Genomic DNA, 22,673 nt, shown 5'->3' on the forward strand with positions numbered 1-22,673 from the left:
TCCCTCAGGAAGGAAATGCGAGTGATTTCACCGTCACCGGCACAACCGATCCGCCAAAAAGAGGCGTACCAATGTCGATATAGTCCCCCGCCCGGACAACCACCTCATCGATGACCGCCAGCGGGTGTTGCTGTAACTGTGGGCGTAACAGCATGCCCAGGGCTTTACCAAAATCCTGCTCGGCTACCACCAGCAGGGGATGCGGATTCGGATAGCGCGCGACAAAGGCCAGCAGCGCATCAATCACCGTTAATAGCGCGGCGTAGCGCACCGGCAGCGAACCGGGCAGCGCCAGCACGTAGGCATCCGTTTGCGGATCCAGATCGAGTTGCATCAGCGCTTGCTGCCAGGCGGCAACCAGATCAGCCTCATCAACCGGAATCGCCACCGGCAGATTGCGCAGCGGAAGCGTCACGCCTTCCAGCCAGATAGTGCTGCCCGAAAGCGACAGCGTATGTGCACCGGCACCAATCACCGTGGCACGCACGGTCTGCGCCGGGAACTGCACGTTCATCTCACGCAGACGCGGATGTTCATGCAGCGCCGTGGCGAGGAGCGGCCCGATATCGGAAAAACAGAACGGATCGGCTGGTTGGTTGCGGTAGCATTCGCCCACTCCCCCTGAAAGCGTAATCACATCCGGTTTCACACCCGCAGGCAGTAAACCGGTTTGCATCATCGCCTGCGCCAGCGGTGAAAGCGTGCCGTCAATCACCTCCACAATCAGCGCCGCCATCCGTCTGGCCACCTGAACAAGCTGCCCCGCATTGAGGGTTCGGGCGTCAAAGCCCGGACCAAATACGTCATCAACAATCATCTGCCCCGGTTGATGCGCATGCACCACTCGCCCCTGACCGTCCGTTTCCAGAAGCCTTCCTCCAACGTTCAGGCAGGCCGAACCGCTGACCTTTCCGGCATCGAACAGGACGTAGTTCGACGTCCCGCCGCCGATGTCGATATTCAGTACCCGGCACATTTTTTGCTCGGACAGGGTTTGCACTCCCGCGCCTTGACCGGCAATCACCGATTCCAGATGCGGGCCGGCGCTGGCAACCACAAAGTCCCCCAGCGACTGGGAGAGCGCCATCACTGCGGGTCGTGCGTTGCGGGTTTTGGCGCTTTCTCCGGTAATGATGATCGCACCGGAATCGACGACCTCAGGCTTGATGCCCGCCGCCTGATACTGGGCGAGGATCAGCGCCTTAAGTTCGGCCTCTTTCAACCCGCCCTGCTTATCAACCGGGGTAAAAAACACCGGGCTTTGCCAGCTAATTTCGCGTTTGATGAATTCGTAACGCGGCACCTGCGACACTGCCGCACGGTTGACCAGCTCAAGGCGCGAGAAGATCACCTGAGTGGTGGTGGTGCCGATATCGATACCGACGCTGAGTAGCTGGCGAATATTCACGATTGCGCCTCCGGATGAGTGTCTGCTGGTGCCGGAACATCTTCGTCTTTCGGTACTAACAGCATAGCCACGCCAATCGCCGTCACACCGCCGATCAACTTGCCGACAATCATTGGGAAGATCATCGCGTTCATGTTGGCAGCGGCGAAGCCTAAGTGGTCCCCCAGAGCAAAGGCCGCGGAGACCGCAAAGGCGCAGTTGATCACTTTGCCGCGGGTATCCATATTCTTCATCATGCCGAACATCGGAATGTTGTTCGCCAGCGTCGCGACCATCCCCGCAGCCGCAATGTTATTAACGTTTAACAGGTTGCCGACGCTCATCAGCGGTTTTTCAAACCAGCGGGTCAACAGCAGCACCATCGGGTAGGCGCCCAGCAGCACACAGGAGATAGAACCGATAACTTCGATGGCGCGCATCACTTCACCCGGCCTGTCTCCCGGTGCCATGAAGATAGGATCAAGACCCGGAATCAGCTCCCAGCCGAGCAGGAATTTGATCACCGCAGCCGCCAGGCCGAGGGTGATCAGCGCCACGAGGAATTTCGCGAAGATCTGGAAGCCGTTGATCATTTTTTCCGGGATGAATTTCAATCCCAGCGCCACCAGCACGGCCACGATCAGCACCGGGATCATGTTCATCAGGATCAGCGCAAAGGTGAACTCCACCGGCTGACCATTGATTTCGACGCCGGAGTACATCGCGACCAAACCACCCGCAATACAGCCAACTGGAATGGTGACAATACCGGCCAGCACGCCCAGCGCCAGATAACGACGATCAGACGGTTCAATAATTCCCAGCGCAACCGGAATGGAGAAGACTAGCGTCGGCCCCATCATCGCTCCGAGGATCAGGCCAGAGTACAGCCACGCCGCAACGTCGCCGCCCGCCAGTTCTTTCGCCAGGAAGAAGCCGCCCATATCGCACGCCAGCAGCGTTCCGGCAAACATCGACGGGTTTGCGCCCAGCATTTCGTACAGCGGAATAATCACCGGCCCAAGCACATGCGCCAGTACGGGTGCCAGCGCGGTCATACCGACCATTGCCAGGCCCAGCGCGCCCATCGCCATGAAACCTTCTTCAAACTGGCCGCCCGAACCCTCAATACTCTTACCGAACTTACCGAGGAAGCGCGCCGAACCGCCGAACTGCGACAGGATCCTGTCCACGGCGGCAATCAGCATAAAGAACATCATGATGTACATGATGATTTCGTTAATTCCCATAACCTTCACTCCCTGTCATATGTGTATTTATTGTGCCGTCGCATACAACGCGATAATGTCGGCCTGCGTGGCGGTGCGTGGGTTACTGCGAATACAAATATCCTCCAGCGCGGCATGCGCCCATGCGCTGTAATGCTCGGGCTTTGCCCCAACGTCAGAGAGTCGTTTTGTCTGGCCCACTTCACTAATCAACTCGCTGACGGCGTTGATGGCATCGCGATCGTCCGACTTCTTGTTAGTTAACGCCCGTCCGATATGGCTGAAGCGCTCACGACACACCATGCGGTTGAACCCCATTACCGTGGGCAGCAGCATGGCGTTAGCCTGTCCGTGCGGGATATGCAGCGCAGCGCCCGGCTGGTGCGCCATCGCATGACACAAGCCCAGTCCCGCGCTTGAAAACGCCATTCCCGCCATGCAGGACGCCAGCAGCATGCTTTCCCGCGCCACCAGATCCTGACCGTAGCCGGCGGCCTTTGGCAGCGATTTACCGATCATCGCAATCGCGCCAATCGCCAGGCTGTCGGTAAACGGCGTCGCGTTCAGCGCGCTATATGCTTCAACGGCGTGCGTCAGCGCATCGATCCCGGTCATCGCCGTGACGTGTGCGGGCACACCTTCCGTCAGCGCGGCGTCAAGGATCGCCACATCCGGCATCAGCATTGCATGGGCCAGCACTTGTTTAAGTCCTGTCGCGGCGTCGATAATCACCGTGACGTTAGTGGTTTCTGAGCCCGTTCCGGCGGTAGTTGGCACCGCAATCAGCGGCAGACGCGCACGCAACACGCTGTGCTCCGTCATGTCAGCCAGCGTCTGCGTGGGGTTGGTCACCAGCAACGCGACTGCCTTTGCGGCATCCAGTACGGAACCGCCGCCGAAGGCCACAACGCTATCGCACTTCGATTCACGCAATTGCGCGACCGCCGCGCAGACGTCCGTAATGCACGGTTCGCCCGCCGGACATGGCCACAGCGTCATCGCCACGCCTTTCATCGCCAGGCTGCGCTCCAGTGCAGCGGTCATCCCCGCCTGATGCAGGAAACGATCAACCATGACGAACATATGCGTCAGTCCGCGCGCTTTTGCTTCCTGCCCACAGGTACTCAGCGCTCCCAGTCCACACAACGTAACCGGTGGAACGCTAAACGTTTTTACGCGTTGCAGATTCAGGGTATCGAATGCCTGAAAGAGCGCGGTCTGCAATTCAGCTTGCATAGATTCCTTCCGCTTTTTCTTTTCCGCTATTTGCAATCGCCAGCGGAGTCATAAACAGGCTGTGCTGGGGTAAATGCACCTGCAGCTTCGGGAAACGCTTACGGAACAGTTCATCAACGCCCGGCTGCATACAGGAGCCACCGGCCAGCCACAAGTCAGCGACGCCCTGTCCGGCTATATGGTGAGCCACGATTTCCGCCATCTTTTCGTAGACCGGCTTAACCACTGGCCAGATTTCTTTGCCATTGCTGCGCTTGTACTGCTCGGCTTCCTCCAACTGGATGCGACGGTTCCCGGCGAGCGTCAGGGAAATATGGTGCCCGCCGGTCGCTTCATCGGCGGAATAGATCACTTTGCCCTGTTTAACAATGGCAATCCCGGTGGTACCGCCCCCGATATCCACCACGCCAGCGTTATCGAGCTGCAACAGGTCCGCCACCGCGGTCGGTTCGTCGAGCACATGACTCACTTCAAGTCCGGCAGACTCCAGCACGTTGATCGAAATGCGCCGGTCCGTTCCCGGTGGAAACGAGGTTGCCGCATGGGTAAAGCGGCAACCCAGCTGTTGTTCGAGCGTATCGAGATGGCGACGAACGAGGGTCACCGCGCCGAAGAAATCCCAGACGATGCCATCGCGCACGACATCGGCCCAGTCCAGGCAAACCGCAACCGGCTGTCCGTCACTGTCGACAACCATCGACACCACATCACACGTTCCCAAATCAACGCCCAGCCACAGCGGTGAATCGCTCACAGCAGGCGTCTGGTTACATAGCGCTGCCGCTTTTAGCAGCCTGGGTGTCAGCCAACGCTGTTCGTCGTGCGCCATCCCTTTTACTCCTTATACAATTCTGAAGGCGTCCACCAACACACAGCGACGCAGACGCACAAACGTGCGCGCGCTGGTCACCCCTTCCCCGGTTGGTGTGGTAATGGTCATCGTGGTCCAGCCTTCGCCGCCGAGCCCAAGCCCCGCAATACACGGTCCGTTCTTGACGAAAATGCTGGTATCAATGGCGTTTGCCATGCGGTTCATGTTGTCGATATTGCGCGAATGCATCGCCGCCGTATGGTGACAGCCGCCTTCAAGCTTGACCGCCAGTTCAATGGCCTCATCGACGCTGGCGACCCGCACGACAGGCAACACCGGCATCATCAATTCGGTGACGGCAAACGGATGCGTCGCTGAGGTTTCGACGAATAACAGCCGCGTTTGCTCTGGTACGGTCAGACCAATCGTCGCCGCGATTTTTCCTGCATCGCGGCCTACCCAGTCACGACTGACCGTGCCTTTACCGCGCTCATCGATATTTTTCAGCAGCACAGGTTGCAGCTGTTCGGCCTGAGCCGCTGTCAGTTTCACCGCATGCTGGCTTTCCATCAGGCGCATCAGTTCGTCGGCAACGCTATCCACGACGATCAGGACTTTTTCATCGGCGCAGATGATGTTGTTATCAAACGATGCGCCTTTGACGATCGACTGCGCCGCGCGGGCCAGGTCGGCCGTTTCATCCACCACCACCGGCGGGTTACCCGCACCGGCGGCAATCAGACGCTTGTTGGTGTGCTTACGCGCAGCATCCACTACGGCTTCACCGCCGGTCACCACCAGCAGGCCGATGCCTGGGTACTTGAACAGGCGCTGGGCGGTTTCGATATCCGGATTGGCAACGGTCACCAGCAGGTTTGCCGGGCCGCCTGCGGCAACAATCGCCTGGTTAAGCAGCGTAATGGCGCGCTGAGAGACTTTTTTTGCCGCAGGATGCGGGGCGAAGACCACGCTGTTGCCAGCGGCAATCAGGCTGATGGCGTTGTTGATAACGGTTGCGGCAGGGTTGGTAGACGGCGTCACCGAGGCCACCACGCCCCACGGCGCATTTTCAATCAGCGTCAGACCGTTATCGCCGGTCAGGACCTGTGGAGACAGGCATTCCACCCCCGGCGTACCGCGTGCCTGCGCCACGTTTTTGGCAAATTTATCGTCAACGCGTCCCATGCCGGTTTCTGTGACGGCAAGTTCCGCTAATTCTCTGGCGTGCTTTTCGCCCGCCTCGCGAAGAGCCGCGATAGCCAACTGACGCATGGCGACGCTTTTCAACCCCTGCTGGGCCAGTTTTGCTGCCGTCACTGCGTCATCCAGGGAGGCAAAAACGCCCATTTCTTGAACGGCACTGACGGGCTGGCTGCTGTCTTTCATTTTCAGCAGCACCGCTTTCACGACCTGTTCAATATCCTGTTGATTCATGATTTTCTGCCTTATTTATGGAAGATCACCTGGCCACCAGCCACCACTTCATCGACGATGCCAATCACGCACAGATCGACAGGTGATGATTCGTGACGGTGCGCCTGACGGGCTGAGCTGCCGCTGACCAGCAGCACCCACTCCCCGGTTCCCGCGCCGATGCTGTCGATAGCAACAGCACACTGGCCGTCGGGATTACCCTGGGCATCAATCATTTCCACCATCAGCAACTTGTCGTGCGCGAGCCCCTGATGGCGTACGGTACAAACAATTTGTCCTGTGACGATTGCCAGTTTCATACGCGCCTCCGTGGCATATTTCAGGTAAAACCTCCCCCTACCCTCCGCAGAAGGTAATGTGAAAAGGAGAGAGGGTGACGCCAGCAATGAAATTTGTGGCGTCACATGGACGACTTACATGTCGTTGCTGTCGCCTTTAAAGCTGATCGGGAACACTTCTTCCAGATCGCCATGCGGACGCGGGATCACGTGTACGGAAACCAGCTCGCCAATACGCTGTGCAGCCGCAGCACCTGCGTCTGTTGCCGCTTTACATGCCGCTACGTCGCCACGGACCATAGCCGTGACCAGACCGCCACCGATCTGCTTCACGCCAACCAGTTTCACACGTGCCGCTTTAACCATTGCGTCAGAAGCCTCAATCAGTGCAACCAGGCCCCGGGTTTCAATCATTCCTAATGCTTCCATTTTGCTTTCCTCTTAAGTCAAAGGGGTCCAGAACGGGACCTTATACAACCAGTGTGTGCGAGGCGTTTTCACGACTCACGTCAGTCTGGCGCGGCACAGCGGCCACCAACGCCAGTTCGATAATTTCCTGTACGCTACAGCCGCGAGAGAGGTCGTGAAGCGGTGCGGCAAGTCCCTGAATCAAGGGTCCAACGGCGCGATACCCTCCCAAACGCTGGGCGATTTTGTAGCCAATATTGCCTGCCTCCAGCGACGGGAAAACCATCACGTTGGCATTGCCCTTTAACGGACTGGCGGGCGCTTTTTGCGCGGCGACTTCCGGAACAAAGGCGGCATCAAATTGCAGTTCGCCATCCACGATAAGCTGCGGGGCACGCTCACGAACAATCTCCGTCGCCTGCTGCACGTTAGCGACGTTGGGATGGCGAGCGCTGCCATTACTTGAAAACGACAGCATGGCCACGCGCGGCTCTTCCCCCGTGATCCCCTGCCATGTCTGCGCGCTGGCAATCGCAATATCCGCCAGCTGTGCGGCGGTGGGCTGCGGCACGACGCTGCAATCGGCAAACCCTAATGACGGCCCGAGATACTGCGGCAGCATCAGGAAAATTGACGACAGCGTTTTACAGCCTGGCTGTAGCCCAATAATGCGCAAACCGGCGCGCAGCACGTTGGCCGTCGACGATAGATTGCCCGCAATACAGACGTCAGCTTTACCCGCGCTGACCATTGCCGCGGCGAACATCAGCGGATCGTTGAGTTTTTCCCGGGCATCCGCAGGTGTTTTATCTCCCGCGCGGGCCAACCAGCGCAGCGCAAACTCTTCACGCATTGGCAGGTTGCTTTGCGGATCGATAACCTGAATGCCATCCATCGCCACCCGGTGGCTGAGAGCAAACTGGCGCAGCGCAAACGGACTGGCGACGAGAATGGGACGCGCCAGACGGTGCTGATGCAGATAATTTGCCGCCTTCAGTACCCGAACATCCAGCGCATCCGGAAACACCACCCGTGCAGGTGAGCGGTGGGAGAGTTGACGAGCACGTTCAACGATCACGGTTTCTCCTCCAGTCGCTGTTGAATTTGGCTAACCGTCAGCGGGTGCTTCGCAACGCTCAGAATCATCATGACGTAGACCGTACTGGAAAGGCGGTTGAGCGCCTGCATGATGTCCGGTCGCATGACTTCAAAACTACGGGTGATGAAAACCTGGGCCGCCACCGTCTCCGTTTCACGGACTTTGGTACGCAGCAGATTAAGCAGCGCGCAATCATGTCCGTGACTGGCTTCAGGCACCAGATGGTCGTGGTCCAGATAGCGCAGCGGCTGATGCGAAAGGCGGTGTAAATCGTCGTCACTTAAGCCGACGATAGCTTGTGCTCCCAGCAGCTCGTCCATCGCATCGGCGCGCATAATGTTGCCCAGGCGCGAACGGATATCCGAAAGCCACGGCTGCCACGGTTGCCCAAGCTCTATCTGCAACCACACGGCCAGCGCGATGGTGCTGTCCAGCGCGGCGCGAAATCCCAGGCGCGGATCACTTTTGGCAACCATCTTGTTCGCCGTCAGATGCGTCAGCGTGTCAGGTTTCTTCGCCACCGGTTGATGACACAGTTCGCAGCTGGCCTGTGGATGCGTATCGCTGCTGGTTAACCCATGCACCGGCTGCGGCTGCTGGTCTTCGTCAGCAATAAACAGGCTGCCCTGCTCGTCGATAAACTTAATGCGCAGATGTCGGCTTTCCAGTAATTCCCGGGCAGACGGCGTCAGGCGAGCGTCAGCGGGGAGATGAATTTCAGCCCCTTCGCTGAGCGTATGATTCGCTCTGAGCCATGCTTCGGTAATGAAATCCTTCATACATCCGCCTTAGCAGGACTGCCAGTTCGCAGGCCAGGCCACATACAGAAACTTCACCGTCGAGGGCGTACCAAATTCGATGCTGGAGCCTTTCGGGATAAACATCACGTCCCCGGCTTTAGCAATCATGGTTTCACCTTCGTGACGAACGTGCAGCTCACCTTCCAGAATCATGTCGATTTCGTCGTAGTTCAGCGTCCATGGGAAAAAGGCGTTATCCCACTGCATGAACCCGGCGGCCATACTGCTGCCGTCCTGGTCGGTCACCAGATCGGTTAACCCCACACAGTGCGGCTGTGCGCCGTCAAAACGACCAAACTTCACGCTACTGCCGTCGATGACTTTGACGCCGCCTTTGCCAGTCACCGAGTTAAAGCTCGGCTGCATTCCGCCCTGCTCCAGCGACTGTTTCTCCTTCATGACTTTGTCCATCAGTTGGGCAACCAGGCTTTCGGTAAACTGTCCTTCCGGTAACTGTGCAATGATGGTTTCGCGAATGCGTTGGTTTTCCGTTTTGCCATCAATCACCGCAGCCGGTTTAGCAGCGGCTGCGCATGGCGTGGATTCATCGCATTCGCTGATGGTGACGCCCAGCAGCTCCGCAACTTCGCGCGCCTCCGGGGTGATGATGCTGGCGCGCAGAACAACTGACATTTCCTGTTCGCCGCGTGCGTGGGCCGCACGAATATCGTTAGCTGTGATGAGTTTTTTCACCTGCCCTTTCCTCCTTTTGGCTGAGCTCAGTCAGATAATCCACCAGATGCTGCACGCTGCGCGGGTCATGGCTATTGAGCTCAAAAATCGGCTCCTGAAACCCCATCCCGCAAAGAAGTTGTTGCGTTGCGGCGACGTCGGCATCCGGCAGGTCCGTTTTGCTGATAACGGCGATTTGTCGTTTACTTGCGCCAATATCCAGCAGCCCGGCAGGTAAGCGACTTTCTTTATCATTTGCCGCATGTATATAAATCAACGTATCGACATCCTGCAGCGTGGTAATTAAGGCGTGATACCAGCGAGGATGGCTAAAATATTCCCCTGGCGTATCGATATCGCCATTCTCATTAAACTCCACGGCCTGTGTTTTTCTGGCGAGGGAATAATTTCCCTGTAGCGCATTAAAGAGCGTCGTTTTCCCCGCCCCCACCGTACCGACAAACGCAATACGTTTCATCGCCGCCTCTGATTAACTTTTTGTCAGATTGCACAATGTGAAATTTAATAACCGGCCCAGACCACTTACCGTCTGTAATAACGCTTCTTCTACCGCGCCTACCGAGCCGTAGATAACCAGCGCACCGCTGAATCTATCGAGAAAACCGATATTTACATCTGCCGCCTTCAGGGCTAAATCACCGGCAATCATCGCCGTTTCCCCTGGCGTCAGCGTCATGATGCCGATGGCACCGGCTTCGGGAACGCCGATCTTTTTCGCCAGTTCCTCTCCGGGGTGCGCAATGAGATGCGCCAGCGTGACCTGTTTCCCCGGCACAAATTCCTGAATAATGCGTTCTTTTTCCATTGCTCACCGCCTCCTCTAAAACTGCCCTCATCGTGGCAATTTTTTGTCAGAGCAAATAACAAAATTCGGCAACCAGGTTTAAAAGGTGAAGTGGATCACTAAGAAAGGGAAAATAAAAAGGCGCGGGAGAAACCCGCGCCGGAAATAAATTAAAGTGATATTACAGCGGCTGCGTCTGCGCCTCAACCACCGCCAGCGCCACCATGTTCACGATACGACGCACGGAGGCAATCGGCGTTAACACATGCACCGGTTTCGCCACGCCCATCAGTACCGGTCCTACGGTCACCCCTTCAGAGCTGGAGACGCGCAGCAGGTTATAGCTGATACGTGCCGCTTCCACGTTCGGCATAATCAGTATGTTGGCCGATCCCTTCAGCGGGCTGTCCGGCATACGTTCGTTACGGATGCTCTCTACCAGCGCCGCATCGCCGTGCATTTCCCCGTCAATCATCAGCTCCGGTGCGCGCTCGCGCACCAGCGCCAGCGTCTCACGCATTTTGCAGGCCGCCGCGGATTTAGACGAACCAAAGTTAGAGTGCGACAGCAGCGCCACCTTCGGCTCGATACCAAAGCGACGCACGGTCTCGGCGGCCATCACGGTGATCTCCGCCAGCTCGTCCGGGGTCGGATCGTCGTTAACGTAGGTATCGGCAATAAAGGTGTTGCCGCTTGGCAGCAGCAGCGCGTTCATCGCCCCGGCGGTATGGACGCCATCGCGATAGCCAAAGATCTCCTGCACCACGCTAAAGTGCTCGTGGTAATCGCCGATGGTGCCGCAGATCAGCGCATCCGCCTCGCCGCGATGGACCATGATCGCGCCGATCACCGTCGTGTTGCTGATCACCGCTTTCTGCGCCTGCTCCTGAGTGATCCCCCGACGCTTCATGATCGCGTAGTATTCGCTCCAGTACTCTTTGAAGCGCGGATCGGATTCGTTGTTGACGATCTCGAAGTCGACGCCCGGCTTAATCTGCAGGCCCAGCTTCTGGATACGCATCTCAATCACGCTCGGACGACCAATCAGGATCGGTTTCGCCAGGCCTAAGGTGATCAGCTCCTGGGTGGCGTGCAGCACGCGCGCCTCTTCCCCTTCCGCCAGCACTACGCGCTTCGCGTCGGCGCGCGCCTGGGAGAAGATCGGCTTCATGAACAGGTTGGTTTTATAGACAAACTCGGTGAGCTTATCGACGTAAGCGTCGAAATCGTGAATCGGACGCGTCGCCACGCCGGAGTCCATCGCCGCTTTGGCCACCGCGGGAGCAATTTTGACAATCAGACGCGGATCGAACGGTTTTGGAATGATGTAGTCCGGACCGAAGCTCAGCTCCTGGTCGCCGTACGCAGACGCGACCACTTCGCTCTGCTCGGCGTGCGCCAGCTCCGCGATGGCGTGAACGGCGGCAAGCTTCATCTCTTCGTTGATCGCCGTTGCGCCGACGTCCAGCGCACCGCGGAAGATGAACGGGAAGCAGAGTACGTTGTTGACCTGGTTCGGGTAGTCAGAACGACCGGTACAGATAATGGCGTCTTCACGCACCGCTTTCGCCAGCGGCGGCAGAATTTCCGGTTCCGGGTTCGCCAGGGCCAGGATCATTGGCGCACGCGCCATCTTCTTCACCATCTCCTGGGTCAGCACCTTCGGACCCGAGCAGCCGAGGAAGATATCCGCGCCGTCGATCACGTCGTCCAGGGTGCGTTTACCGTCGTCTTCCACAGCATAGGCCGCTTTGGTTTCCGCCATGTTCGGCTCGCGGTCTTTATAGATAACGCCTTTGGAGTCGCAGACCACAATGTTGTGTTTCTGCATACCCAGCGCCACCAGCAGATTCATACAGGCGATGGCCGCGGCGCCTGCGCCAGAAACCACCATGCGCACGTCGGAGAGATTTTTCTCTACCACGCGCAGGCCGTTCAGAATCGCGGCGGTGCTGATAATCGCGGTGCCGTGCTGGTCATCATGGAACACGGGAATGTTCATACGCTCGCGCAGCTTCTGCTCGATATAGAAACATTCCGGCGCTTTGATGTCTTCCAGGTTAATCCCGCCGAAGGTCGGCTCCAGCGCGGCCACCACGTTGATGAATTTGTCAGGGTCGAGCTCATCCACCTCGATATCGAACACGTCGATACCGGCGAATTTCTTGAACAGTACCCCCTTCCCTTCCATCACCGGTTTACCGGCCAGCGCACCGATGTTGCCCAGCCCCAGCACCGCCGTGCCGTTAGAGATCACGGCGACAAGGTTGCCACGCGCGGTGTATTTGTAGGCCGCCAGCGGGTCTTTTTCAATTTCCAGACACGGGGCAGCTACGCCCGGCGAATAGGCCAGCGCCAGATCGCGCTGGGTTGCCAGCGGCTTGGTTGGGGAGACCTGGATTTTCCCCGGGACAGGAAACTCGTGAAAATCGAGGGCACTCTGTTTTAACTGATCGTCCATCTTGTTATTCCTTTTACGTATCGGTCAGATAGTATCGCCGCAGGACAGCGCATAAACTTTGAAGGCTGCCAAACTCTCACCATCACACATTAAAAATTGTTATCAATTTATAACAGCCATGTTACCCGTCTCAAAAGCAATGCCTCCCCCGTCTGCTATGCTTTTTTGTTAAGTCCATCATGATTTTTCCAGAAGTGTGAACTAACGCACTCAGCTAACGCTTTTATTTCCAAGGAGTAATCATTTATGAACCAGCTAGACGGCATCAAAAAATTCACCACAGTGGTTGCAGACAGCGGCGATATCGAGTCGATTCGCCACTATCAGCCGGAGGATGCGACCACCAACCCTTCGCTGCTGCTCAAAGCGGCCGGGCTTGCCCATTTTGGCCATCTGATTGATGACGCCATTGCCTACGGTAAACAGCGCGGTAAAACGCAGGAGCAGCAGGTCGCCGAAGCCAGCGACAAGCTGGCGGTTAATTTTGGTGCAGAAATTCTGAAAAGCATTCCGGGACGCGTCTCGACCGAAGTCGATGCCCGCCTCTCATTCGATAAAGAAAAAAGCATTAATAAGGCACGTCGTCTGGTGGAGCTCTACCAGGATCAGGGCATCGATAAATCACGCATTCTGATCAAGCTCGCCTCCACCTGGGAAGGCATCCGCGCGGCAGAGGTGCTGGAAAAAGAGGGTATCCACTGCAACCTGACGCTGCTGTTCTCGTTTGCCCAGGCGCGCGCCTGCGCGGAAGCGGGCGTGTTCCTCGTCTCGCCGTTTGTCGGGCGCATCTACGACTGGTATCAGGTAAAACAGCCGATGGATCCGTACGTGGTGGATGAGGATCCGGGCGTGAAATCGGTCCGTAACATCTACGACTACTACAAACAGCACCGCTACGAAACCATCGTGATGGGGGCCAGCTTCCGCCGTACTGAGCAGATCCTCGCCCTGGCAGGCTGTGACCGTCTGACCATCTCCCCTAACCTGCTCCAGGAACTACAGGACAAAGAAGAGACGGTGATCCGTAAGCTGGTGCCCACCTCTACCGTTCTGCCAAAACCGAAAACCATGACCGAAGCGGAGTTCCGCTGGGAGCACAACCAGGACGCAATGGCTGTGGAAAAACTGGCGGAAGGTATCCGCCTGTTCGCCGTCGACCAGCGCAAACTTGAAGACCTTCTCGCCGCCAAACTTTAACCTTGCCACGGAGTGAACTATGTCCCGTAAAGAGCTCGCCAATGCCATCCGCGCCCTCAGCATGGATGCCGTGCAGAAAGCCAATTCCGGCCACCCCGGCGCACCGATGGGCATGGCCGATATTGCCGAAGTGCTGTGGAACGACTTCCTGAAGCACAACCCGAATGACCCCACATGGTACGATCGCGACCGCTTTATTCTCTCCAACGGTCACGCCTCAATGCTGCTCTACAGCCTGCTGCACCTTTCCGGCTACGATCTGCCGCTTGAGGAGCTGAAAAACTTCCGCCAGCTGCACTCCAAAACCCCTGGGCACCCGGAGATTGGCTATACGCCGGGCGTGGAGACCACCACCGGGCCGCTCGGTCAGGGGCTGGCCAATGCGGTCGGGCTGGCGATTGCCGAGCGTACGCTGGCGGCACAGTTCAACCAGCCGGACCATGAGATTGTCGATCACTACACCTACGTGTTTATGGGTGACGGCTGTCTGATGGAGGGGATATCCCACGAGGTTTGCTCGCTGGCAGGCACGCTGGGGCTCGGCAAGCTGATCGGGTTCTACGATCACAACGGCATCTCCATCGACGGGGAGACCGAGGGCTGGTTTACCGACGACACGGCAAAACGCTTCGAGGCCTACCACTGGCACGTGGTGCATGAGATTGACGGTCACGACCCTGAGGCGGTGAAAAAAGCGATTCAGGAAGCGCAGAGCGTGAAGGACAAACCGTCCCTGATTATCTGCCGCACGGTCATCGGCTTCGGCTCGCCGAACAAGGCGGGCAAAGAGGAGGCGCACGGCGCGGCGCTGGGCGAGGAGGAAGTGGCGCTGACCCGGCAGAAGCTGGGCTGGAAATACCCGCCGTTTGAGATCCCAAAAGAGATCTACAGAGCCTGGGATGCCCGTGAAGACGGCGAGAAGGCCCAGCACGCCTGGAACGAGAAATTTGCCGCTTATAAAAAAGCGCACCCGGAGCTGGCCGCCGAGTTCTCCCGCCGCATGAGCGGCGGTCTGCCGGAAGACTGGGACGATAAAACCCAGGCGCTGATTGAAAACCTGCAGTCCAACCCGGCGAAAATCGCCACCCGTAAGGCGTCGCAAAATACCCTGAACGCAATCGGCCCTATTCTGCCCGAACTGCTCGGCGGCTCGGCGGACCTGGCGCCAAGCAACCTGACGATCTGGTCCGGCTCGAAATCGCTGAAAGAGGACATTGCCGGGAACTATATCCACTACGGCGTGCGCGAGTTCGGGATGACCGCCATTGCCAACGGCATCGCCCATCACGGTGGGTTTGTGCCGTACACCGCCACCTTCCTGATGTTTGTCGAGTACGCCCGTAACGCGGCGCGCATGGCGGCGCTGATGAAGGCGCGGCAGATTATGGTCTATACCCACGACTCCATCGGTCTGGGAGAAGACGGCCCCACCCACCAGGCGGTTGAACAGCTGGCTAGCCTGCGCCTGACGCCAAACTTCAGCACCTGGCGTCCGTGCGATCAGGTCGAAGCGGCAGTGGGCTGGAAGCTGGCGGTAGAACGCCATAACGGCCCAACGGCATTAATTCTGTCCCGCCAGAATCTGGCGCAGATTGAACGCACGCCGGAACAGGTGAAAAACATCGCCCGCGGCGGCTACATTCTGAAGGACAGCGGCGGCAAGCCGGACGTGATCCTGATTGCGACCGGTTCCGAGGTGGAAATCACGGTGAAAGCGGCGGAAAAACTGACCGCCGAAGGCCACGCGGTGCGCGTGGTATCCCTGCCTTCTACGGATATTTTTGACGCTCAGGACGAGGCGTACCGGGAGTCGGTGCTGCCCTCTAACGTCGCGGCGCGCGTGGCGGTGGAGGCCGGTATCGCCGACTACTGGTACAAGTATGTCGGGCTCAAAGGGGCGATTGTGGGCATGCGGGGCTACGGTGAGTCCGCCCCTGCCGATAAGCTGTTCCCGTACTTCGGCTTTACCGTTGAGAACGTGGTGGAGAAGGCGCTGAGCGTGCTGTAGTGCGGTCTGCGTTGCCGGGTGGCGCTGTCGCTTACCCGGCCTGGAAAATCGGGTGGCTTTGCCACCCTTTTTTATACCACCCGGACGCCCGCCGCCATCGCCCGCTCCGGCGTTAACAACACGCTTTCGCTGGCGTCATCGGTTTCCGCGCAGAGCAGCATGCATTCAGACGTTTCGCCGCGCATCTTCGCTTTCGCCAGATTACACAGCACCACCACCGTTTTTCCCATAAGCTCTTCTTCCCGGTAATACGGCACCAGGCTGGTGACGGTTTGCAGCGTTTTTCCGCCCACATCAATCTGCGCGATATAGAGTTTGTCTGCGTTGGCGTGGCGCTTAACGTCCACAATCGTCCCCACGCGGATCTCCAGCTTTGCAAAGTCATCGTAAGCTATCGTGTCCATGCTCTCTCCTTGGTAAAGTTTTACTAAATACTAGCACGCTATTTGCCGGAAGCAATGGGCAGGATATTTAGTAAAAACGGATGCATGTCCTGATTCATCCTTTACAATGGGTCATCACGTGGGGGAATAAGGACAAACATGGCTACGCTCAAAGACATCGCGACGGAGGCTGGCGTTTCGCTGGCGACGGTATCCCGGGTTTTAAACGATGACCCAACGTTGAACGTAAAAGAAGAGACCAAGCACCGCATTCTGGAGATTGCGGAAAAGCTGGAATACAAGAGCACAACGTCCCGCAAAATGCAGTCTGCCGCGGTGGGTCAGCAGCACATTCTGGCGCTCTACAGCTACCAGCAAGAGCTGGAGATTAACGACCCTTACTACCTTGCCATCCGCCACGGTATTGAGACACAATGTGAAAAACTGGGCGTCGAGCTGAGCAACTGTTACGCCAATGCCACCCTGCCAGAGAGTAAAAAACTTACCGGCGTACTGATTGTGGGCAAGCCCTCTTCAGCCGTCCTGCGCGCTGCAACTGCGTTAACGGACAACGTCTGCTTTATCGATTTTCACGAGCCCGGCAGCGCGTTCGATTCCGTCGATATTGACCTCTCGCGCATTAGCAAGCAGATCGTTGATTTCTTCATTGATCAGGGCGTTAAGCGCATTGGCTTTATCGGCGGGGAAGATGAGCCCGGCAAAGCCGATATCCGCGAAGCCGCTTTTGTCGAGTATGGTCGCCTGAAAGGGGTGGTGTCAGAACAGGATATCTGGCGCGGCGGTTTTTCCAGCTCATCCGGATACGAACTGGCAAAAACCATGCTAGCTCAGACAAGCTGGCCTACCGCCCTGTTTGTGGCCTCTGATTCGATAGCCATCGGCGTCTTGCGCGCTATCCACGAAAAAGGGCTGGCGATCCCGGAGGACATTTCGCTCATCAGCGTGAACGATATCCCGACCGCCCGCTTCACCTTCCCGCCGCTCTCTACCGTACGCATCCACTCGGAAATGATGGGCAGCCAGGGGGTTAACCTGCTGCTGGAAAAAGCCCGCGATGGCCGGACGCTGCCGCTTCAGGTTTTCGTGCCGAGCGTGCTGAAACTGCGCGGCACCACCCGCTAATTCCCCTCGTTTAACACACTGCCGGGCATGCCCGGCATTTTTTTATTTCGTGATCGAGTTAAAGCAAATCAATTTTACTGATTTTATTTAGTAAAATATTTACTAAAATCTCCAGCAATGATGTTTACCCCCTACAGGGAGATCGCATGAATCGCTGGGAAAATATTCAACTCACGCATGAGAACCGGCTTCCGCCGCGAGCGTACTTCTTCTCATACGACACCGTCGCGCAGGCTCGCACCTTTGCCCGCGAGGCCAGCAGCCACTTTCTGTCTCTGAGCGGTAAGTGGAACTTTCGCTTTTTCACCCACCCCCTTCTGGTACCGGAAAACTTTACCTCTGAGTATATGGCCGACTGGGGCGACATTACCGTACCCGCCATGTGGCAGATGGAAGGGCACGGCCAGCTGCAGTACACCGACGAAGGCTTCCCCTTCCCGGTCGACGTGCCGTGGGTGCCTACAGACAATCCGACCGGGGCGTATCAGCGCCACTTCACGCTATCGGACGGCTGGCAGGGGAAGCAGACCCTCATCAAGTTTGACGGCGTCGAAACGTATTTCGAAGTCTACGTGAATGGTCACTACATTGGCTTTAGCAAGGGCAGCCGGCTGACCGCCGAGTTTGATATCAGCCACGCGGTGCACGGCGGGCAAAACCTGCTGTGCGTGCGGGTGCTGCAGTGGGCGGATTCGACCTACATTGAGGATCAGGACATGTGGTGGACGGCCGGCATTTTCCGCGACGTCTATCTGATCGGCAAAAATCCCACTCACGTGCGCGACCTCACGATCAAAACCACCTTCGACGAGGCATGGAAAGACGCCACCCTCTTCTGTCAGCTTGAGCTGGAAAACCTGGCCCCGCACGCATCCGCCGTGTCGCTGGAGTATGCCCTGTATGATGGCGAAGCAGCGATCCATCAGGGCACCACCGACGGCCTGACCGTGACCCGCAGCGCGGAAACCGCCTTTAGCATTGAGGTCAAACAGCCTCAGCAGTGGTCTGCGGAATCGCCCTACCTCTACCATCTGGTCGTAACGCTCAAAGATGAACACGGACAGACGCTGGAGGTTATCCCTCAGCGCATTGGGTTCCGCGACATCAAGGTGCGAGACGGCCTGTTCTACGTGAACAACCGCTACCTGAAGCTGCACGGCGTAAACCGTCACGACAACGATCACCAGAAAGGCCGCGCCGTGGGCATGGATCGCGTCGAGCGCGACCTGATCCTGATGAAGCAGCACAACATCAATTCAGTGCGCACCGCCCACTACCCCAACGATCCGCGCTTCTACGAGCTGTGCGACCTCTACGGCCTGTTCGTGATGGCGGAGACGGATGTGGAATCCCACGGCTTTGCCAACGTCGGCGACCTGAGCCGCATCACGGACGATCCGGTGTGGGAACATGTCTACGTTGAGCGCATCGAGCGCCATATTCACGCCCAGAAAAACCACCCTTCCATCATCATCTGGTCGCTTGGAAACGAGTCCGGCTACGGCTGCAATATTCGCGCCATGGCCCGGGCTGCAAAGGCGCTGGATGACACGCGCCTGCTGCATTACGAAGAAGATCGCGACGCCGAGGTGGTGGATATCATCTCCACCATGTACACCCGCGTGCCGCTGATGAATTTGTTCGGCGAGTATCCCCACGCCAAACCGCGCATTATCTGCGAATACGCCCACGCGATGGGCAACGGCCCGGGCGGGTTGACGGAATATCAAAACGTCTTCGATCGCCACGACTGTATTCAGGGCCACTACGTCTGGGAGTGGTGCGACCACGGTATTCAGGCGGCAGATGCCAGCGGCAATACGTATTACGCCTACGGCGGCGACTTTGGTGACTACCCGAATAACTACAACTTCTGCCTCGACGGACTGATCTACTCCGATCAAACGCCGGGTCCGGGCCTGCGTGAATATAAGCAGGTGATTGCCCCGGTCAAACTTCGCTGGCAGAACGGCGAGCTGCACGTTGAAAACCGCTTCTGGTTCACCAGCCTGGATGATTACACCCTGCTCGTTGAGGTGCGTGCCGAAGGTGAAACCCTGCACAGCCAGCCGCTGACAATTTCCGGGCTGGCCCCCAACAGCACCCGCAGCGTGAGCCTGAACCTGCCCGAACTCGACGAGCGCGAAGCGTTCCTGACCGTGCGCATCAGCAAAAACAGCCGCACGCGCTACAGCGAAGCGGGGCACGAGATTGCGGTGTATCAGTTCCCGCTAAAAGCGTGCACGGCTCACGCCACGCCGTTTAGTAACGCTAACGCGACACCGCTGCGGCTGGCAGAAGACCGTCTGAACTGTACCGTGATCGGGCATAACTTCCGCGCACGCTTCTCAAAAGTGACGGGGAAACTCTGCTCCTGGCTGGTTAACGGTGAGGAAAACATCACCCGTGAACCAAAGATTAACTTTTTCAAACCGATGATTGATAACCACAAGCAGGAGTATGAGGGGCTGTGGCAACCCAACCATCTGCAGATTATGCAGGAGCACCTGCGCGGTTTTGAGGTCGAGCAGCAGGACGATGCGATCGTCATTACCACCCGCACGCTGATTGCCCCGCCGGTGTTTGATTTTGGCATGCGCTGTAGCTATCGCTGGCGCATTGCCGCCGACGGGCAAATTAACGTTGAGCTGAGCGGTGAACGCTACGGTGATTACCCGCACATTATCCCGTGCATCGGCTTTACCCTCGGCATCAACGGCGAATTCGACCAGGTAAGCTACTACGGACGCGGACCCGGTGAGAACTACCCGGACAGCCAGCAGGCCAGCACCATAGACCTGTGGCACACCACGGTGGACGAAATGTTCGAAAACTACCCGTTCCCGCAGAACAACGGCAACCGTCAGCAGGTGCGCTGGGCAACGCTCGCCAGCCGTCACGGCAGCGGCCTGCTGGTAGTGCCTGAACAGCCGATTCACCTCAGCGCCTGGCGCTACACGGCAGAGAACATCCACGTCGCGCAGCACTGCAACGAACTGCGTCGCAGCGAGGACATCACCCTCAATCTCGACCATCAGGTACTGGGCTTAGGCTCTAACTCCTGGGGAAGCGAAGTGCTGGATACATGGCGCGTCTGGTTCAGGCCGTTCCGCTACGGCTTCACCCTGCTCCCGCTGGAAGGCGGACACACCGCCGCGCAGGCACTGGCGCGCCATCGGTTCGGCAGCGGTTTCTTCTCCATGAATTCGCACAGCGAGGCAGAAAAATGATCGTTCTCGACAGCCTGGAACAGTTCCAGCAGCGTTATCGCACGGGCCGCAAATGGCAGCGCTGCACAGAGGCCATTAATAACATCGACCACATCCAGCCCGGCGTTGCCCACTCGATTGGCGACTCTCTGGCCTACCGCGTGACCAATGATGCCAGCACCGACGCGCTGTTCGTCGGCCATCGCCGCTATTTCGAGGTGCATTACTACCTGCAGGGCACGCAGAAAATTGAGTACGCCGCAAAAGACGCCCTTCAGCTTGTGGAGTGCTACCGGGATGAAACCGACCGCGAATACCTGAAAGGCGTGGGCCATACCGAACAGGTGCGGGAGGGACAGATCGTGATATGTGAAAATCACGAGGCGTATCGCTTTATCAGCGAAACGCCAGCCAAAAAAGTCGTCCTCTATGTGACCATCGAAGACGGTTATTTCCATAACAAATAAAAAATCCAGCGGTGCCAATGAAGCACCGCTATACCCTAAATAATTCGAGTTGCAGGAAGGCGGCAAGAGAGCGAATCCCCGGGAGCATAGATAACTATGTGACTGGGGTGAGCGAGTGCAGCCAACGCATCTGCAACTTGAAGTATGACGGGTATCTATCCTCCTCGTACCCGGAGATATATTATGTCTGAAACTACCAAGCGTAATACCATCGGCAAATTCGGCCTGCTGTCGCTGACGTTTGCCGCCGTATTCAGTTTTAACAACGTGATTAATAACAACATCGAGCTGGGGCTGGCCTCCGCGCCGATGTTCTTTTTAGCCACCCTGTTCTACTTTATTCCTTTCTGCTTAATCATCGCGGAGTTTGTCTCCCTGAATAAAAACTCCGAAGCGGGCGTGTACGCCTGGGTGAAAAGCTCGCTGGGCGGGCGCTGGGCGTTTATTACCGCCTACACCTACTGGTTCGTGAACCTGTTCTTCTTTACCTCGTTATTACCCCGCGTCATCGCCTACGCCTCTTACGCCTTTTTGGGCTATGAGTACATTCTTACGCCGTTTGCCACCACGGTACTGAGCATGGTGCTGTTCGCCTTCTCGACCTGGGTGTCCACCAACGGGGCGAAGATGCTGGGGCCGATCACGTCGGTGACCTCAACGCTCATGCTGCTGTTGACCCTCTCCTATATTCTTCTGGCCGGCGCGGCGCTGGTGGGCGGCGTGCAGCCAGCCGACCCGATTACCGTTGACGCAATGATCCCCAACTTCAACTGGGCCTTCCTCGGCATCACCACCTGGATATTTATGGCCGCCGGGGGCGCAGAGTCCGTTGCGGTATACGTTAACGACGTGAAGGGCGGGTCAAAATCCTTTGTCAGGGTGATCATTCTGGCGGGGATTTTCATCGGCGTGCTCTACTCCATCTCCTCGGTGCTGATTAACGTCTTTATCAGCAGCAAAGAGCTGAAATTCACCGGTGGTTCGGTACAGGTGTTCCACGGCCTGGCGGTATGGTTTGGCCTGCCGGAAGTGCTGATGAACCGCTTCGTCGGCATGGTCTCCTTTACCGCAATGTTCGGCTCCCTGCTGATGTGGACGGCAACCCCGGTCAAAATCTTCTTCTCTGAGATCCCAAGCGGCATCTTTGGGCCAAAAACCGTGGCGCTGAACGAGAACGGCGTACCGGCGCGGGCGGCGTGGATCCAGTATCTGATCGTCATTCCGCTCATGATTATCCCAACCATGGGGTCGAACACCGCGCAGGAGCTGATGAATACCGTCATTAATATGACCGCGGCCGCGTCAATGTTACCGCCGCTGTTCATTATGCTGGCCTACCTGAATCTGCGCCGTAAGCTCGATCATCTCCCGCGCGACTTCAAAATGGGCTCACGCACCACGGGCATGGTGGTGGTGTCGATGCTGATTGTGATTTTTGCCATCGGCTTTGTGGCCTCAACTTTCCCCACCGGTGCCAATATTCTGACGATTATTTTCTATAACGTCGGTGGCATTGTGTTATTCCTCGGATTTGCCTGGTGGAAATACAGCAAATACGTCAAGGGATTATCAAAAGAACAACAACAAACAGAAGCGTCACCTGCCTCAAATCTTCACTAACGCTGAAGGCATGGATATTTTTTCAC

20 protein-coding genes are annotated in these 22,673 nt (G+C 57.4%); 6 read left to right on the forward strand and 14 right to left on the reverse strand.

Features of this window, described 5'->3' with window-relative positions; all coding sequences use genetic code 11:
* Positions 1 to 4 precede the first annotated feature (4 nt).
* The 13 genes from eutA to maeB form a co-directional block, all read right to left on the reverse strand.
* A complete protein-coding gene (gene eutA / locus AC0TNG_RS10165; RefSeq protein ID WP_473713446.1) occupies positions 5 to 1,408 on the reverse strand; it encodes an ethanolamine ammonia-lyase reactivating factor EutA in 1,404 nt (467 codons plus the stop codon).
* Positions 1,405 to 2,637, reverse strand: a complete 1,233-nt coding sequence (eutH, locus tag AC0TNG_RS10170; protein WP_032646725.1) for an ethanolamine utilization protein EutH — start codon at positions 2,635 to 2,637, stop codon at positions 1,405 to 1,407. Before eutH ends, eutA begins: the two co-directional genes overlap by 4 nt.
* 27 nt (positions 2,638 to 2,664) lie before the next feature.
* Complete coding sequence (gene eutG, locus AC0TNG_RS10175; protein ID WP_473713447.1) at positions 2,665 to 3,852, reverse strand: ethanolamine utilization ethanol dehydrogenase EutG; 1,188 nt, start codon at positions 3,850 to 3,852, stop codon at positions 2,665 to 2,667.
* Entirely contained in the window at positions 3,842 to 4,681 is an 840-nt protein-coding gene (gene eutJ / locus AC0TNG_RS10180; protein WP_024907594.1) for an ethanolamine utilization protein EutJ, read from the reverse strand. Before eutJ ends, eutG begins: the two co-directional genes overlap by 11 nt.
* A gap of 12 nt (positions 4,682 to 4,693) precedes the next feature.
* On the reverse strand, positions 4,694 to 6,097 hold the full coding sequence (locus AC0TNG_RS10185; protein ID WP_024907593.1) for an aldehyde dehydrogenase family protein: 1,404 nt from the start codon (positions 6,095 to 6,097) through the stop codon (positions 4,694 to 4,696).
* Between the two features lie 11 nt (positions 6,098 to 6,108).
* On the reverse strand, positions 6,109 to 6,396 hold the full coding sequence (gene eutN / locus AC0TNG_RS10190) for an ethanolamine utilization microcompartment protein EutN (protein WP_024907592.1): 288 nt from the start codon (positions 6,394 to 6,396) through the stop codon (positions 6,109 to 6,111).
* Positions 6,397 to 6,510: 114 nt separating this feature from the next.
* A complete protein-coding gene (eutM, locus tag AC0TNG_RS10195; RefSeq protein WP_003835054.1) occupies positions 6,511 to 6,804 on the reverse strand; it encodes an ethanolamine utilization microcompartment protein EutM in 294 nt (97 codons plus the stop codon).
* 40 nt (positions 6,805 to 6,844) lie between these two features.
* Complete coding sequence (pta, locus tag AC0TNG_RS10200) at positions 6,845 to 7,861, reverse strand: phosphate acetyltransferase (RefSeq protein ID WP_463727072.1); 1,017 nt, start codon at positions 7,859 to 7,861, stop codon at positions 6,845 to 6,847.
* The gene (gene eutT, locus AC0TNG_RS10205; protein ID WP_267215140.1) at positions 7,858 to 8,661 is read right to left on the reverse strand and encodes an ethanolamine utilization cob(I)yrinic acid a,c-diamide adenosyltransferase EutT; all 804 of its coding nucleotides are present in this window, start codon (positions 8,659 to 8,661) and stop codon (positions 7,858 to 7,860) included. Before eutT ends, pta begins: the two co-directional genes overlap by 4 nt.
* Before the next feature lie 9 nt (positions 8,662 to 8,670).
* A complete protein-coding gene (gene eutQ / locus AC0TNG_RS10210; protein WP_024907589.1) occupies positions 8,671 to 9,375 on the reverse strand; it encodes an ethanolamine utilization acetate kinase EutQ in 705 nt (234 codons plus the stop codon).
* Positions 9,353 to 9,832 (reverse strand): ethanolamine utilization acetate kinase EutP, encoded by a 480-nt coding sequence (eutP, locus tag AC0TNG_RS10215; RefSeq protein WP_032646741.1) that lies wholly within the window; start codon positions 9,830 to 9,832, stop codon positions 9,353 to 9,355. The genes eutQ and eutP overlap by 23 nt, the downstream gene beginning before the upstream one ends.
* A 12-nt stretch (positions 9,833 to 9,844) precedes the next feature.
* Complete coding sequence (eutS, locus tag AC0TNG_RS10220; RefSeq protein WP_061714674.1) at positions 9,845 to 10,180, reverse strand: ethanolamine utilization microcompartment protein EutS; 336 nt, start codon at positions 10,178 to 10,180, stop codon at positions 9,845 to 9,847.
* Positions 10,181 to 10,340: 160 nt separating this feature from the next.
* Positions 10,341 to 12,620, reverse strand: coding sequence for an NADP-dependent oxaloacetate-decarboxylating malate dehydrogenase (maeB, locus tag AC0TNG_RS10225; protein ID WP_473713448.1), 2,280 nt, complete (start codon positions 12,618 to 12,620; stop codon positions 10,341 to 10,343).
* Positions 12,621 to 12,866: 246 nt separating this feature from the next.
* Here maeB and tal point away from each other — a divergent pair, with 246 nt between their 5' ends.
* Positions 12,867 to 13,817 (forward strand): transaldolase, encoded by a 951-nt coding sequence (gene tal / locus AC0TNG_RS10230; protein WP_267217622.1) that lies wholly within the window; start codon positions 12,867 to 12,869, stop codon positions 13,815 to 13,817.
* A gap of 19 nt (positions 13,818 to 13,836) precedes the next feature.
* Complete coding sequence (gene tkt, locus AC0TNG_RS10235) at positions 13,837 to 15,825, forward strand: transketolase (protein ID WP_032646746.1); 1,989 nt, start codon at positions 13,837 to 13,839, stop codon at positions 15,823 to 15,825.
* Between the two features lie 71 nt (positions 15,826 to 15,896).
* Here the strand turns inward: tkt and AC0TNG_RS10240 are convergent, their stop codons facing one another.
* Complete coding sequence (locus AC0TNG_RS10240) at positions 15,897 to 16,229, reverse strand: tRNA-binding protein (RefSeq protein WP_024907583.1); 333 nt, start codon at positions 16,227 to 16,229, stop codon at positions 15,897 to 15,899.
* A gap of 138 nt (positions 16,230 to 16,367) precedes the next feature.
* Here AC0TNG_RS10240 and ebgR point away from each other — a divergent pair, with 138 nt between their 5' ends.
* The 4 genes from ebgR (at position 16,368) to AC0TNG_RS10260 (ending at position 22,647) form a co-directional block, all read left to right on the forward strand.
* Positions 16,368 to 17,351 carry a transcriptional regulator EbgR gene (gene ebgR / locus AC0TNG_RS10245; RefSeq protein WP_048989340.1) on the forward strand — a complete coding sequence of 328 codons (984 nt, stop codon included), beginning with the start codon at positions 16,368 to 16,370 and terminating at the stop codon, positions 17,349 to 17,351.
* Between the two features lie 146 nt (positions 17,352 to 17,497).
* The gene (gene ebgA, locus AC0TNG_RS10250; protein ID WP_463727070.1) at positions 17,498 to 20,581 is read left to right on the forward strand and encodes a beta-galactosidase subunit alpha; all 3,084 of its coding nucleotides are present in this window, start codon (positions 17,498 to 17,500) and stop codon (positions 20,579 to 20,581) included.
* Positions 20,578 to 21,027 carry a beta-galactosidase subunit beta gene (locus AC0TNG_RS10255; RefSeq protein WP_463727069.1) on the forward strand — a complete coding sequence of 150 codons (450 nt, stop codon included), beginning with the start codon at positions 20,578 to 20,580 and terminating at the stop codon, positions 21,025 to 21,027. Before ebgA ends, AC0TNG_RS10255 begins: the two co-directional genes overlap by 4 nt.
* A 183-nt stretch (positions 21,028 to 21,210) precedes the next feature.
* Positions 21,211 to 22,647 carry an amino acid permease gene (locus AC0TNG_RS10260; RefSeq protein ID WP_473713449.1) on the forward strand — a complete coding sequence of 479 codons (1,437 nt, stop codon included), beginning with the start codon at positions 21,211 to 21,213 and terminating at the stop codon, positions 22,645 to 22,647.
* Positions 22,648 to 22,673: the final 26 nt, after the last annotated feature.

Source organism: Enterobacter sp. PL_is514, from assembly GCF_055816715.1.